Below are 14,365 nucleotides of genomic sequence, written 5' to 3'. Positions count from 1 at the left end.
TTCGTCTTGTGTTATGAAAATCGGGGAATACACAATTTAACCATGTGAATAGAATGGCAGTGTAAGAGATTTATTCAGGAAGATGTGAGACCAGCCGTCAGAAAAGAGTCTGACAGGGTAGAGAACATTGACGAAGGTTCCGGCCTACCCTGTGTTTATAAGCGCTCAGAAGCGTACAGGGTTAATCGTGGCTGTGTCGTTCTTGTATCGCCGTCAGAGAGCCCTCAGACTGCGCTTGTTTGTAGTGTTTACGACATACCGACACATAGCGTTCATTCCCGCCGATAACCACCTGCTCGCCCTCGTTATAAGGTCTTCCAGCCTGATCAAGGCGTAATACCATGCTGGCCTTACGGCCACAAAAACAAATGGTCTTTAATTCAACCAGTTTATCTGACCACGCAAGCAGGTATTCGCTGCCACCAAATAACTCACCACGAAAATCAGTGCGTAAGCCGTAACACAAAACAGGAATATCCAGTTGATCGACAACTTCAGATAATTCATAAACCTGTTGTCGGGTCAGAAACTGAGACTCATCGACCAGTACACAGTGAATTCTTTGCTGCGCATTCTCAGCGCGAATCTCTTCGAACAATGATGAATTTTGGTTAAACAATTTTGCAGGTGACGACAGACCTATACGTGAACTTACTTTTCCAGCACCAAAACGGTCATCAATTTCCGCTGTATATACAACGGCACGCATCCCACGTTCCTGATAATTGTACGAAGATTGCAACAAGGCAGTCGACTTACCTGCGTTCATTGCAGAATAGTAAAAATATAGTTGTGCCATTGACCGAAGGCCCTCACGAGGGGAAATGAATATGGGCTGGATTGTATCATATTTCACGAACATGTCGGTGTAGCGTTGGCCGCAAAGGCGTATAAATGAGCGGGCAAGCTCGCACAGTGCCGCCTGAATTTAAGTAACGGATAGTGAGAGAGCATACAACTATCGACCAAACAGCCTGTGCTCGGACGCGTATATACACACTCTTTCACAAATAGTGCTCATGAAATTTATCAATGTCACTTATCATCATACGGCAATAAAGAAACCCTTCCCATATTGTTATTGAATCTACCCACTGTCGCCATGTATTAGCGAATTCACGTAAGCAAAACTAATACAAAAGGTTGAAATCACTGCAAAGAGATACTATTTGTACACCATAAAATGTGACCTGAATCTTGAATTTTTACTCTCAGCCGCTGAGAAGTCCCCTCGCCAATAAGCCTTTTTTATGCCCAACATCATGGGGAATTTAAGACAGGAGAATTAATTCTGATACTAAATAAAGCGCAATTTTGAATTCCTTACATTCCTGGCTATTGCACAACTGAATTTATCGCTCTATTATTAGCTCAACAAACCACCCCAATATAAGTTTGAGATTACTACAATGAGCGAAGCACTTAAAATTCTGAACAACATCCGTACTCTTCGTGCGCAGGCAAGAGAATGCACTCTGGAAACGCTTGAAGAAATGCTGGAAAAATTAGAAGTTGTAGTTAGCGAGCGTCGCGAAGAAGAAAGCGCTGCTGCTGCTGAAGTTGAAGAACGTACTCGTAAACTGCAACAATATCGTGAAATGCTGATCGCTGACGGCATTGATCCGAACGAATTGCTGAATAGCATGGCTGCTGTTAAATCTGGCACCAAAGCTAAGCGCGCTGCACGCCCGGCTAAATATAGCTATGTTGACGAAAACGGTGAAACTAAAACCTGGACTGGCCAGGGTCGTACACCGGCAGTGATCAAAAAAGCGATGGAAGAACAAGGTAAACAACTGGACGATTTCCTGATCAAGGAATAATTCAGAAATAGTTTGCTTAAAATCCCGCCAGTGGCGGGATTTTTTTTACCGGTACTTCGCTCAACCCTACCCGGATTAGGTATAAAAAAACGGCGCTGTTAATACAGCGCCGTTCTGACCAGATAATACCAGAAGGTTACTTCTTAATACCCATCTCGTCTTCCAGCCAGGCTTTAAATTCGGCGCCGAGAGTATTATGGCGAATACCATATTCAACGAACGCCTGCATATAGCCCAGTTTATTACCACAGTCATGGCTTTTGCCCTTCATGTGATAAGCTTCAACCGTCTCTTTTTCAATCAGCATATCGATAGCATCTGTCAGCTGAATTTCATCACCCGCTCCCGGAGGGGTTTTAGCCAGCAGAGGCCAGATATCGGCACTAAGAACGTAACGACCCACAACGGCCAGATTAGAAGGCGCAACATCAGCTTTTGGTTTTTCAACCACGCCAACCATCGGGACGCTTTCGCCCGGGGATAATTCAACACCTTTACAATCAACAACGCCATAAGCCGTAACATCTTCTACCGGTTCAACCATAATCTGGCTGCTACCTGTTTCATCAAAACGATGAATCATTTCGGCAAGGTTGTCGCGGGATAAATCAGATTCGTATTCGTCAAGAATTACGTCCGGCAGGATTACAGCTACCGGTTCATCGCCAACCACAGGGTGCGCGCACAATACCGCGTGGCCCAGACCTTTAGCCAGCCCCTGACGCACCTGCATAATAGTCACATGTGGCGGGCAAATAGATTGAACTTCTTCCAGAAGCTGGCGTTTTACACGTTTTTCCAGCATCGCTTCAAGTTCAAAGCTGGTATCAAAGTGGTTTTCAATGGAATTTTTAGACGAGTGAGTTACAAGTACAATTTCAGTGATGCCCGCAGCAATACATTCGTTTACGACGTACTGAATTAATGGCTTATCAACCAACGGTAGCATCTCTTTCGGGATTGCTTTCGTAGCCGGTAACATCCTGGTTCCTAATCCCGCAACCGGGATAACGGCTTTTTTGACTTTTGAATTAAGGGCAGCCATTTAAAACTCTCCTGGACTGTTCATGTATTGAACGTGTTCATCATTCTGTATCGCATCCGAGTATATCAGTACAGCGACAAGCTTCTGGTCTGAAAAGGACGCGCGTCGGTATAATTAAGATAAATACGAATAAAACTGGCGCTGATAGTAGCACTCACAGCATGGGGAGGGTGAACCAATTTCATTTACACGCCTCTCAATTGTTCATTCTGCAGACAACATCAAGCGCAGGCGACCTCCCGCCCCCCAAATTTGGCATTGCCATGACTCACAATGTTGGCTCAGCTGATTAAGATACGTATTACCTAAGGTACCCAGCGGAACGCCATTGCTGATTTGCACTTGGTGGGAACCTGTATTTAATGTCGCATTCAGCCCTGCCGATACCAGAATCAGATTTTTTAATCCGCTGTGGTAATACCCCACCAGCAAGGGAAACTGCCCTGGTAAATTGGCTTGTCGCAACAGATGATTTACCTGTTTCAATAACGTACCTAGCTCTGGCAGTCGCTGATTTTGTTGTGTCAGTTGCTCCTGCAGTAAACCATTAAATAGCGCCCTCAGTAATAATGCAGCCAGCACGCCATTATCCCCTGCCCGCGTCACATCAAGGCAATAGAATGCAAGGTCATGATCAGACAGCGGAGCAATATCCAACACCAGCCCCGGTTGGTCGGCTGCCACCAATTGTCGATAGTTAATGCGACAGTGCGAGATCACTTGCGACACTGGAGGCTGTAATTCTTTTAGCAACTTCGCAGCTGCAGCAGGATCGTCCACCATCGCATCCCAGTCGCGAAACAGCCGTTCTTCTTCTTCCACGCGTGAATTAAACATGTTGGGATAAAGACATGCAAAGACGGTTTCTCGCAAGCGATTAAGATCTTTCACCGGCTTCAACAGGACGTCATCCACACCAAGTCGTAGCGCTTTGGCTATGTCGGACATGTTTTCCGTCGCAGAAATCACCAGTATTGGGGTCTGATCGCCACGATTGCGTAAATACTCAACCAGTTTGAGACCGTTCATTCTTGGCATAGCCAGGTCGCAGATCATCAGGTCGGGTTTAAAATGCCCAAGCAAGTCCAGTGCTTCAAGTCCGTCACCAGCTACCGCCGTTGTCGCTCCCAAAGAGGAAAACCATGAGTCCATGAGTGAGCGAAATACCGGCTCATCCTCAACGATAAGAATCTGTTTTCCGACCAATGGCTGCGTCATATTCTCCCCCCTGACTGGCTTTAATAAATAGTGGCATGCTATTGCCACTCACGCCTGTCAGAATTAGCTTAAGTGTTGATAAAAAATGCGTTAGACGTTGGTTTTCACCAGGGGTAGAAGCTCATCCATTTTCTTCTCGACCGCTAACTGCCCGGCAGCAATTGCCGCACTGGCGCGGTGAAAATCCAGCGTGGATATTTGTGGACAAAACGGCTGAATCAGAATGTCTGGAGGGTCACCGGCCATGCGGTTACGTTTCAGTCGGTTTTCCAGAACCTGAATAGACGTCGTCATAATCTCCATCGCCGTGGGCGCAGTTACTGAACGCCTGGCAGTAATGTTGCTCAAGCGTTCTTTCAGACGGGCATGCCATGAGAGTTCGTCAGCATCATCACCCGATTCGGCATCGCTATTGACGTTGAAGGAGAGTAAATCTTGTTGCATGAGATGCGCATCGTGTTGCAGGTCGACCGCAATAACAATATCGGCCCCCAACGCGCGAGTCAGGGAGACAGGGACAGGATTCACCACCGCACCATCGACCAGCCAGTAACCATTGTGCGCCACAGGTGACATCAGGCCAGGAATACTGCAGGAGGCCCGGACAGCCAGATGTAAATCACCTTCGGTGAACCAAAGTTCCCGACCCGTACTCAGATTGGTGGCCACTGTTGCGAAACGGCGAGTACATTGCTCAATTGCTTCTACCGGCATCACATTACGGTACTGATTGAATACCCGTTCACCGCGCAGTAAACCTCCCCTGCGCCACGAGAGATCCATCAGCCGTAAAACATCCCAATAGCTGAAAGAACAGACCCACTTTTCGAGAGCAGGCAGCTTATTGCAGGCGTAGGCAGCGCCAACCAACGAACCGATGGAGCACCCTGCCACGATATCAACATCAATGCCCATATGCTTAAGGGCTTTAATAACGCCAATATGCGACCAACCTCGCGCTGCGCCGGAACCTAGCGCCAGCCCAATTTTTATTTTTCTCATTATACGTACAAACTTCCCCTGGCTTGCAGACGTAGCAACATCGCTACCGCTCAGTTAACATAGTGCCACTCTGGCGTTTTTACGCCGTTTTTATATTCCAGGGAGTACTTTGTGTCTCAGCTTTGTCCCTGTGGTAGCGCTGTCGAGTATAGCCTATGTTGCTACCGTTATGTGTCCGGCGCGCAAGTAGCACCTACGCCGTCACACCTCATGCGTTCTCGTTACTGTGCTTTTGTGATGAAAGACGCAGATTACCTTATCAGGACCTGGCATCCGGATTGTCATGCGGCCGAGTTTCGCGACGACATTATCGCAGGATTTACTCATACCGAATGGCTTGGACTGACCGTTTTTGAACAAGAGACGGCAGACACAGAAAATATCGGCTATGTCAGTTTTGTCGCACGGTTTTCTGAACAAGGTAAAACAGGTGCAATTATCGAGCGCTCTCGTTTTTTAAAAGAAAACGGTCAGTGGTACTATATAGACGGTACACGCCCTCAAATTGGACGAAACGATACCTGCCCTTGTGGCTCAGGTAAAAAATTTAAAAAGTGCTGCGGCTAATCAACGCCCGACAGTATCAATTTTGCAAACATTCTCAACAGGATCACCGCTGCAAATGCATTCATTACAACGAAAAGTGCTGCGTACTATTTGCCCGGACCAAAAAGGTCTGATCGCGCGCATTACAAATATCTGTTACAAGCATGAACTGAACATCGTGCAGAACAATGAGTTTGTGGACCACCGTACCGGACGCTTTTTTATGCGCACCGAACTGGAGGGCATTTTTAACGACGTCACGCTGCTTGCCGATCTGGACAGCGCCTTACCTGAAGGCTCGATTCGTGAATTAACCCCAGCAGGCCGCCGCCGCATCGTCATTTTGGTCACCAAGGAAGCGCATTGTCTGGGCGATTTATTAATGAAGGCCAATTATGGCGGGCTGGATGTTGAAATCGCCGCTGTGATCGGCAATCACGAGACCTTGCGTCCTCTGGTTGAACGGTTTGATATTCCGTTTGAGCTGGTGAGCCATGAAGGTTTAACACGTGACGAACATGATCAGAAAATGGCTGATGCTATCGACGCCCACCAGCCGGATTATGTCGTGCTGGCTAAATACATGCGCGTTCTGACCCCGACATTTGTTTCACGCTTTCCGAATAAAATTATCAATATTCACCATTCATTCCTGCCAGCATTCATTGGTGCTCGTCCGTACCATCAGGCTTATGAGCGTGGTGTGAAGATCATCGGCGCGACGGCCCACTACGTGAATGATAACCTCGATGAAGGCCCAATCATTATGCAGGACGTGATCCATGTTGATCACACCTACACTGCCGAAGATATGATGCGCGCGGGTCGCGACGTTGAAAAAAATGTATTAAGCCGTGCGCTATATCAGGTTCTGGCTCAACGCGTCTTTGTTTACGGTAACCGAACGATTATTCTGTAATCGATTGAGAAGTTAATTGGTTACCTTTACATCTTTACGTGTAAAAATCAGGCAACCAGTTCTTTTTTATCAACGGAATGCTTTACAGGGGCGCATCATTTGATATGATGCGCCCCGCTTCCAACGGAAGCAGGCCAGTAATTAGCATTACCCCGTGGTGGGGTTCCCGAGCGGCCAAAGGGAGCAGACTGTAAATCTGCCGTCATCGACTTCGAAGGTTCGAATCCTTCCCCCACCACCATTCATTCCTGTAGATTCATAAAATTAGTATACCCCTGGTGGGGTTCCCGAGCGGCCAAAGGGAGCAGACTGTAAATCTGCCGTCATCGACTTCGAAGGTTCGAATCCTTCCCCCACCACCATCACTTCATAAAGCACCAACAGCAAATCAATCTCTAATGCCCCATATTCTGCCCATGTGGGAAGGATGAGAAGCTTCGACTAAGGTTCGATTCGAGCGTAGCGAGAAAGCGTTGCCGCAGGCAACGACCCGAAGGGCGAAGCGCGTAGCGCTGAGTAATCCTTCCCCCACCACCATCACTTCATAAAGCAACACACTCAATTCCTCAGCAATGCCTTTTATTTGCCTGATGCGCTATGCTTATCAGGCCTACTAACTCGACACGTGCCCGTAATTTGTCTGCTGCGCTGCGCTTATCAGGCCTACGAACTCGACACGTGCCCACAATTTGTCTGCTGCGCTGCGCTTATCAGGCCTACTAACTCGACATGTGCCCGCTATTCGTCTGATGCGCTGCACTTATCTGGCCTACGAACTCGATACGTGCCCGCTATTTGTCTGATGCGCTGCACTTATCAGGCCTACAGCGCTCGCTGATACCTTCGTAGGCCGGATAAGGCGCTTGCGCCGCCATCCGGCAAACAGGCATAAAAAAACCCCGCCGAAGCAGGGTTTTGTCATTCTCAAATATACGATTAGTGACGCGCGCGAACAATCTGGTATTTGCGTGTCAGATATTCGACCGGGACGCTCCAGATGTGTACCAGACGAGAGAATGGGAACAACAGGAACAGCGTCATACCCAGCACCAGGTGCATACGGAAAATGAACGCAACACCATCGAGATACTGAGACGCTCCGCCCTGGAAGGTCACCACTGTCTGCGCCCAGTTCACCAGCTTCATCATCTCGCTACCGTCCATATGCTGGGCGGAAAACGGAATGGTCAGCAGGCCCAGCGCACACTGGATCACCAGCAGTGAGAGGATCAGAATATCCGCTCCGGTGGTGGTGGCCCGCACGCGTGGGCTGAACAGACGACGTTTCAGCAGCAGTACGCCACCAATCAGACACATCAGGCCACTGGCACCGCCCGCAAACATTGCCATCTTTTGTTTCACTTCAAGCGGTAGCCAGGCTTCATACATCCAGTGCGGCGTCAACATGCCAAGGAAGTGCCCAGCAAAGATTCCCAGGATCCCGATGTGAAACAGGTTTGACGCCAGGTTCATCCCTTTGCGATCCAGCATCTGACTGGAAGCCGCACGCCATGTATATTGCCCATAGTCATAACGCAGCCAGCTGCCGATCAGAAAGACAGAACCCGCGATGTACGGATAGATGTCAAAGAAGAACGTATTCAGGAAGTGCATTAGTGCTGTCCTCCGGTGGTGATATTCAGATACTGCGGCGCAACGGCCCCGGCAAAACGACGCTGGTGAGCGGAGATTTCCGACTCGCCACACCCCTGATCGGCGAAGAATTTCACCTGCTCTTCTTCCCAGACCGCATCCAGCGCTTGTGGAGTATCATCACGGGCTTCATCCGCAATTTTTTCAGCCACTTTATCGCTGTCGATAACGGTATTCGCCAGTTTTAACAGCAGATCGAACAGCACCGCATAACGGCTTTCGCGCTGTTGCAAACGAGCGCTGAGCAGCGCCAGAATCGGCGCAATATCCTGTAAGCCACCTAGCGCTTCGCTTTTCGGCAATTGCGCAAGGTATTCCAGATACAGCGGCAGATGATCGGGAAGTTCGCGGCTGTCGAGCTGCAAACCGTGCTGCTCATACTGTGCCATCAGGTCAACCATAGCCTGACCGCGATCGCGGGATTCACCGTGAACATGTTCAAACAGCAGCAGCGATGTCGCGCGGCCACGGTCAAACAGTTCGCTGTAGGCGGCCTGCACATCCAGCATGTCCTGCGCGGTTAGATCGCGCAGGAAAACGCCCAGAGTCTGGGCATCCTCTTTATCCAGGTTCTCAGATGACGCGAGTGCATCGAAAAGTTCCTGCTGATGCTGCCACAAGGCAGCATCCGGGTACTCGAGCAGACGCGAAACAATGACGAGTTCAATCATTGGTGCGGCTCCGTTTTGCTGGTCACATCGACAGCGTCGATGCGGCGGCTGTTGAACAGATTGAATTTAGTATCAGAACCGTGGCAACCGTCGCCGAAGGTAAAGCCACAACCGCTTTTCTCCGGGAACGCGTCACGCGCCAGTTCACGATGGCTGCTCGGTACCACGAAACGATCTTCGTAGTTCGCGATTGCCAGGTAACGATACATTTCCTGTGCCTGCGCTTCGCTTAAGCCCACCTCTTCCAGCGCACGGGTATCAACTTTGCCGTCAACAGTTTCCGCACGTTTGTAGTGACGCATCGCCAGCATACGTTTCAGCGCCAACAGTACCGGCTGGGTGTCACCTGCAGTCAGCAGGTTCGCCAGGTACTGAACCGGAATACGCAGGCTGTCAACATCCGGCAGAATACCGTTGCTGCCCAGCTCGCCCGCGTCAGCGGCAGACTGAATCGGTGACAATGGCGGCACGTACCAGACCATCGGCAATGTGCGGTATTCCGGATGCAGCGGCAGCGCCAGCTTCCAGTCCATCGCCATTTTGTAAACCGGAGACTGTTGTGCGGCATCAATGACGCTCAGCGGAATACCATCTTTCAGCGCCTGTTCAATAACCGCCGGATCGTTCGGATCGAGGAACACGTCCAGCTGACGCTGGTACAGATCTTTCTCGTGCTCGGTGCTGGCCGCGCTTTCGATCGCATCTGCGTCATACAGCAGTACGCCGAGGTAACGGATACGACCTACACAGGTTTCGGAGCAAACGGTCGGCTGACCAGCTTCGATACGCGGGTAGCAGAAAATGCACTTCTCAGATTTCCCGCTCTTCCAGTTGAAGTAGATCTTCTTGTACGGGCAGCCGGTGATACACATACGCCAGCCGCGGCACTTGTCCTGGTCGATCAGCACGATGCCATCTTCTTCACGCTTGTAGATAGCGCCGCTCGGACAGGTCGCCACACACGCCGGATTAAGGCAGTGCTCACACAGACGCGGCAGGTACATCATGAAGGTGTTTTCGAACTGACCGTACATCGCCTTCTGCATGTTTTCGAAGTTCTGGTCTTTGGCGCGTTTTTCAAACTCGCCGCCCAGAATTTCTTCCCAGTTAGGACCGCTGGTGATTTTATCCATTCGCTGACCGGTGATCAGCGAGCGTGGACGAGCAATCGGCTGCGCTTTGCTGTCTGCCGGGGCGTTATGCAACGTCTGGTAGTCAAAATCAAACGGCTCGTAGTAATCATCCATGCCCGGCAGATGCGGGTTAGCAAAGATTTTACCCAACAGCAGCGCTTTGTTACCCATGCGCGGCTGCAGTTTGCCGTTGATTTTACGGATCCAACCGCCCTTCCATTTTTCCTGGTTTTCCCAGTCGTTCGGGAAGCCAACGCCAGGCTTACTTTCGACGTTGTTGAACCAGGCGTACTCCATACCTTCACGGCTGGTCCAGACGTTTTTACAGGTCACTGAACAGGTGTGGCAGCCGATGCACTTATCGAGATTCAGCACCATGCCGACTTGTGAACGAATTTTCATTTTACGCTCTCCTGTACCTGGTCATTGCCTTCGCCATCCAACCAGTTAATGTTCTTCATCTTACGTACAACTACGAACTCATCACGGTTTGAACCGACGGTGCCGTAGTAGTTAAAGCCGTAGGCCAGCTGCGCATAGCCGCCGATCATATGGGTCGGTTTCGGTGTAATACGGGTCACCGAGTTGTGGATCCCACCGCGCTGCTGGGTGATTTCTGAACCCGGCAGGTTAACGATACGTTCCTGCGCGTGGTACATCATGGTCATCCCGGCCGGTACACGCTGGCTGACAACTGCACGTGCCGTCAGCGCACCGTTGCTGTTGAAGACTTCGATCCAGTCGTTATCTTCGATTCCCAGATCCTTCGCATCGACTTCGCTCATCCACACAATCGGGCCACCGCGTGACAGCGTCAGCATCAGCAAGTTGTCGCTGTAAGTGGAGTGGATACCCCATTTCTGGTGCGGCGTCAGGAAGTTGAGCGCTTTTTCCGGGTTACCGTTAGATTTCTCGCCGATCACCGCTTTCACCGAACGGGTGTCGATTGGCGGACGGTAAACCAGCAGGCTTTCACCAAAGTCACGCATCCACTGATGATCCTGATACAACTGCTGGCGACCAGACAGTGTACGCCATGGGATCAGCTCGTGAACGTTGGTATAGCCGGCGTTATAAGACACGTGTTCATCCTCCAGTCCTGACCAGGTCGGGCTGGAGATAATTTTGCGCGGCTGCGCCTGAATATCGCGGAAGCGAATTTTTTCGTCTTCTTTATTCAGCGCCAGATGCGTATGGTCACGACCGGTAAATTCACTCAGCGCAGCCCAGGCTTTAACGGCTACCTGACCGTTAGTTTCCGGCGCCAGCGTCAGGATCATCTCGGCTGCATCAATTGCGGTATTAAGCCAAGGCTGGCCTTTTGCCGGACCTTCAGCCTTGGTGTAATTGAGCTTACGCAGCAGATCCATTTCGCTCTGGGTATTCCAGGCAATCCCTTTACCGCCGTTACCGATTTTTTCCATCAGCGGGCCGATGGAGGTGAAACGCTCGTAGGTTGCCGGATAATCACGCTCAACGGTCATGATGTGCGGTGCGGTAACACCAGGAATCAGGTCACATTCACCTTTTTTCCAGTCCTTCACGTCCAGCGGTTGTGCCAGTTCTGCGGCAGAGTCGTGCTGAATTGGCAGCGTAACGACGTCAGTTTCTTTACCGAGATGACCCACGCAAACTTCAGAGAATTTCTTGGCGATGGCTTTGTAGATTTCCCAGTCGCTCTTCGATTCCCAGGCCGGGTCAACCGCCGCAGACAGAGGATGAATAAACGGATGCATGTCCGAGGTATTCATATCGTCTTTTTCATACCATGTTGCGGTCGGCAGCACGATGTCGGAATACAGACAGGTGCTCGACAGACGGAAGTCCAGCGTGACAACCAGATCCAGTTTGCCGTCCAGGCCGTTATCCTGCCATTCCACTTCTTCAGGCTTCACGCCGCTCTGCTGGCCGAGATCTTTGCCCTGAATACCATGTTCAGTACCCAGCAGATACTTCAGCATGTACTCGTGGCCTTTACCGGAAGAACCGAGCAGGTTAGAACGCCAGATAAACAGGTTGCGCGGATGGTTTTTACCGTTTTCCGGCTGCTCTGCCGCAAAACGAATAGAACCTTCTTTCAGGGATTTAACGGTGTAATCCACCGGCGTCATACCTGCTTTCTGCGCTTCTTCGGCGATACGCAGTGGGTTAGTCCCTAACTGCGGCGCAGATGGCAACCAGCCCATACGTTCAGCGCGAACGTTAAAATCAATCAAATGACCGCTGTAACGGGATTTGTCTGCCATCGGGGAAAGCAGTTCCTGCGCAGTAACCGTCTCATAGCGCCATTGGCTGGAGTGGTTATAGAAGTAGGAAGTGCTGTTCATATGACGAGGCGGACGCTGCCAGTCAAGAGCAAACGCCAGCGGCTGCCAGCCGGTTTGCGGACGCAGTTTTTCCTGGCCGACGTAGTGGGCCCAACCGCCGCCGCTCTGACCGATACAACCGCAGAACACCAGCATATTGATCAGGCCACGATAGTTCATATCGAGGTGGTACCAGTGGTTCAGGCCCGCACCGACGATGATCATCGAACGACCGTGTGTTTTATCGGCGTTATCCGCAAATTCACGGGCAATGCGCACGATCTGAGAACGTGATACGCCAGTGATTTTTTCTGCCCATGCCGGCGTGTACGCTTTCACGTCATCGTAGCTGGTCGCGCAGTTTTCGTCGTTCAGACCACGTTCCAGGCCATAGTTAGCCATGGTCAGGTCGTAAACGGTGGTCACCAGCGCGGTAGAGCCATCGGCCAACTGCAGGCGTTTAACCGGCAGTTTGTGCAGCAGAATATTTTCCAGCTCTACTTTACTGAAGTGCTCGGTACCTTCGCCGCCAAAGTACGGGAAGCCCACTTCAGCGATATCGTCCTGGCTACCCAGCAGGCTGAGTTGCAGTTCGGTTTCATCACCGGACGTACCGTCGCGTTGCTCAAGGTTCCATTTGCCCTTTTCGCCCCAACGGAAACCAATTGAACCGTTTGGCGCAACCATTTCGCCGTTGCTGTTGATAGCGACAGTTTTCCATTCTGGGTTATTTTCCTGGCCCAGAGAGTCGACCAGATCCGCCGCACGCAGCATACGACCAGCAGCATAGTAGCCGTCACGCTCTTCGAGCATCACCAGCATTGGCATGTCGGTATAACGACGAACGTAGTCGGTGAAGTACTGGCTCGGGTTATCGAGGTGGAACTCGCGCAGCATGACATGGCCCATCGCCATTGCCATCGCCGCATCGGTTCCCTGCTTCGGTGCCAGCCACAGGTCGCAAAGTTTGGCAATTTCTGCGTAGTCCGGAGTAATCGCTACCGTTTTGGTTCCTTTATAGCGAACTTCAGTAAAGAAGTGCGCATCCGGAGTACGGGTCTGCGGTACGTTAGAGCCCCATGCAAGAATGTAGCTGGAGTTATACCAGTCGGCAGATTCCGGTACGTCGGTTTGCTCGCCCCAGGTTTGCGGGGAAGCCGGCGGCAGGTCACAGTACCAGTCGTAGAAGCTCAGGCAGGTACCACCAATCAGCGACATATAGCGTGCGCCGGAAGCATAAGAAACCATCGACATCGCCGGAATCGGAGAGAAGCCTGCAACGCGGTCAGGGCCATAGGTTTTGATGGTGTAAACGTTAGATGCAGCAATCAGTTCATTCACTTCCTGCCAGGAAGAACGAACAAATCCACCACGACCACGCGCTTGTTTGAAGCTTTTTGCTTTGTCGGCGTCTTCGATGATGGATGCCCATGCATCTACCGGATCGCTGTGCAGTCTTTTTGCTTCGCGCCACATCTTCATCAGACGTTTGCGCATCAGCGGGTATTTCAGACGGTTAGCGCTGTAGAGATACCAGGAATAGCTTGCACCACGTGGGCAGCCGCGAGGCTCGTGGTTAGGCATATCTGGACGCGTGCGTGGGTAGTCAGTTTGCTGGGTCTCCCAGGTCACCAGACCATTTTTCACATAGATTTTCCAGCTGCATGAGCCCGTGCAGTTTACCCCGTGGGTTGAACGCACGATTTTGTCATGCTGCCAACGCTGGCGGTATCCGTCCTCCCAGTCCCTGTTGGTATTGAGAAGCTGGCCATGCCCATCGGCAAAGGTTTCGCCCTTCTGCTTGAAGTAGCGAAACCGGTCCAGGAATTTACTCATCGGTTTTCTCCTGTAGGAGCCTGACGGCTCTCTGATAAATCGACATTGCTTGATTGAGAGCGAAGGTAACGCTCTGAAAGGGCGTGAGAATTGATAACGATCAAGGCATGCAGGGATGAAAACAGAGGGTCGATTTTCACATACCCCCTTAGTAGGATATTAATAAAACAGTCAACATATTGAATTTAAATGATTTTATTAAAATCACTTATC

Annotated in this window: 11 protein-coding genes, 2 tRNA genes and 1 other RNA gene; 6 read left to right on the top strand and 8 right to left on the bottom strand. The window is 50.7% G+C overall.

The annotated features are described in order from the left end of the window. Window positions 1-181 precede the first annotated feature (181 nt). Complete coding sequence (gene tdk, locus SK35_RS11475) at window positions 182-799, bottom strand: thymidine kinase (RefSeq protein ID WP_008784954.1); 618 nt, start codon at window positions 797-799, stop codon at window positions 182-184. A 610-nt stretch (window positions 800-1,409) separates the two neighbouring features. Between tdk and hns the strand changes: the two genes are divergently transcribed. Further along, window positions 1,410-1,823 (top strand): histone-like nucleoid-structuring protein H-NS, encoded by a 414-nt coding sequence (gene hns, locus SK35_RS11470; protein WP_003020723.1) that lies wholly within the window; start codon window positions 1,410-1,412, stop codon window positions 1,821-1,823. Between the two features lie 136 nt (window positions 1,824-1,959). Here the strand turns inward: hns and galU are convergent, their stop codons facing one another. The 3 genes from galU to rssA form a co-directional block, all read right to left on the bottom strand. Continuing rightward, entirely contained in the window at window positions 1,960-2,868 is a 909-nt protein-coding gene (gene galU, locus SK35_RS11465) for a UTP--glucose-1-phosphate uridylyltransferase GalU (protein ID WP_003020727.1), read from the bottom strand. Window positions 2,869-3,072: 204 nt separating this feature from the next. Beyond that, window positions 3,073-4,086: a two-component system response regulator RssB gene (rssB, locus tag SK35_RS11460; protein WP_032943688.1), complete on the bottom strand. Its 1,014-nt coding sequence runs from the start codon at window positions 4,084-4,086 to the stop codon at window positions 3,073-3,075. Between the two features lie 90 nt (window positions 4,087-4,176). Then, entirely contained in the window at window positions 4,177-5,088 is a 912-nt protein-coding gene (gene rssA / locus SK35_RS11455) for a patatin-like phospholipase RssA (protein WP_048216249.1), read from the bottom strand. A gap of 111 nt (window positions 5,089-5,199) precedes the next feature. On the opposite strand from rssA, the gene SK35_RS11450 reads away from it, so the two are divergent. From SK35_RS11450 to SK35_RS11430, 5 genes are all read left to right on the top strand, one after another. Then, entirely contained in the window at window positions 5,200-5,655 is a 456-nt protein-coding gene (locus SK35_RS11450) for a YchJ family protein (protein WP_008784957.1), read from the top strand. Between the two features lie 55 nt (window positions 5,656-5,710). After that, complete coding sequence (gene purU / locus SK35_RS11445) at window positions 5,711-6,553, top strand: formyltetrahydrofolate deformylase (protein WP_003020737.1); 843 nt, start codon at window positions 5,711-5,713, stop codon at window positions 6,551-6,553. 156 nt (window positions 6,554-6,709) lie between these two features. Then, a tRNA-Tyr gene (locus SK35_RS11440) sits at window positions 6,710-6,794 on the top strand. 36 nt (window positions 6,795-6,830) lie between these two features. Next, window positions 6,831-6,915, top strand: a tRNA-Tyr gene (locus SK35_RS11435). Between the two features lie 44 nt (window positions 6,916-6,959). Then, a non-coding RNA gene (locus SK35_RS11430) (RtT sRNA) lies at window positions 6,960-7,090 on the top strand. Window positions 7,091-7,489: 399 nt separating this feature from the next. Here SK35_RS11430 and narI read toward each other — a convergent pair. From narI to SK35_RS11410, 4 genes are read right to left on the bottom strand one after another with little or no spacing between them, the layout of a single operon-like run. After that, a complete protein-coding gene (gene narI / locus SK35_RS11425) occupies window positions 7,490-8,167 on the bottom strand; it encodes a respiratory nitrate reductase subunit gamma (RefSeq protein ID WP_003833386.1) in 678 nt (225 codons plus the stop codon). Continuing rightward, window positions 8,167-8,877 carry a nitrate reductase molybdenum cofactor assembly chaperone gene (gene narJ / locus SK35_RS11420; protein WP_048216248.1) on the bottom strand — a complete coding sequence of 237 codons (711 nt, stop codon included), beginning with the start codon at window positions 8,875-8,877 and terminating at the stop codon, window positions 8,167-8,169. Before narJ ends, narI begins: the two co-directional genes overlap by 1 nt. Beyond that, the gene (narH, locus tag SK35_RS11415) at window positions 8,874-10,412 is read right to left on the bottom strand and encodes a nitrate reductase subunit beta (RefSeq protein ID WP_003833388.1); all 1,539 of its coding nucleotides are present in this window, start codon (window positions 10,410-10,412) and stop codon (window positions 8,874-8,876) included. Before narH ends, narJ begins: the two co-directional genes overlap by 4 nt. Further along, window positions 10,409-14,152 (bottom strand): nitrate reductase subunit alpha, encoded by a 3,744-nt coding sequence (locus tag SK35_RS11410; protein ID WP_008784960.1) that lies wholly within the window; start codon window positions 14,150-14,152, stop codon window positions 10,409-10,411. The genes narH and SK35_RS11410 overlap by 4 nt, the downstream gene beginning before the upstream one ends. Window positions 14,153-14,365 lie beyond the last annotated feature (213 nt).

Source organism: Citrobacter sp. MGH105, from assembly GCF_001037485.2.
Lineage (GTDB): Bacteria > Pseudomonadota > Gammaproteobacteria > Enterobacterales > Enterobacteriaceae > Citrobacter > Citrobacter portucalensis.
This window is presented reverse-complemented; position numbering and strand designations above follow the sequence as displayed.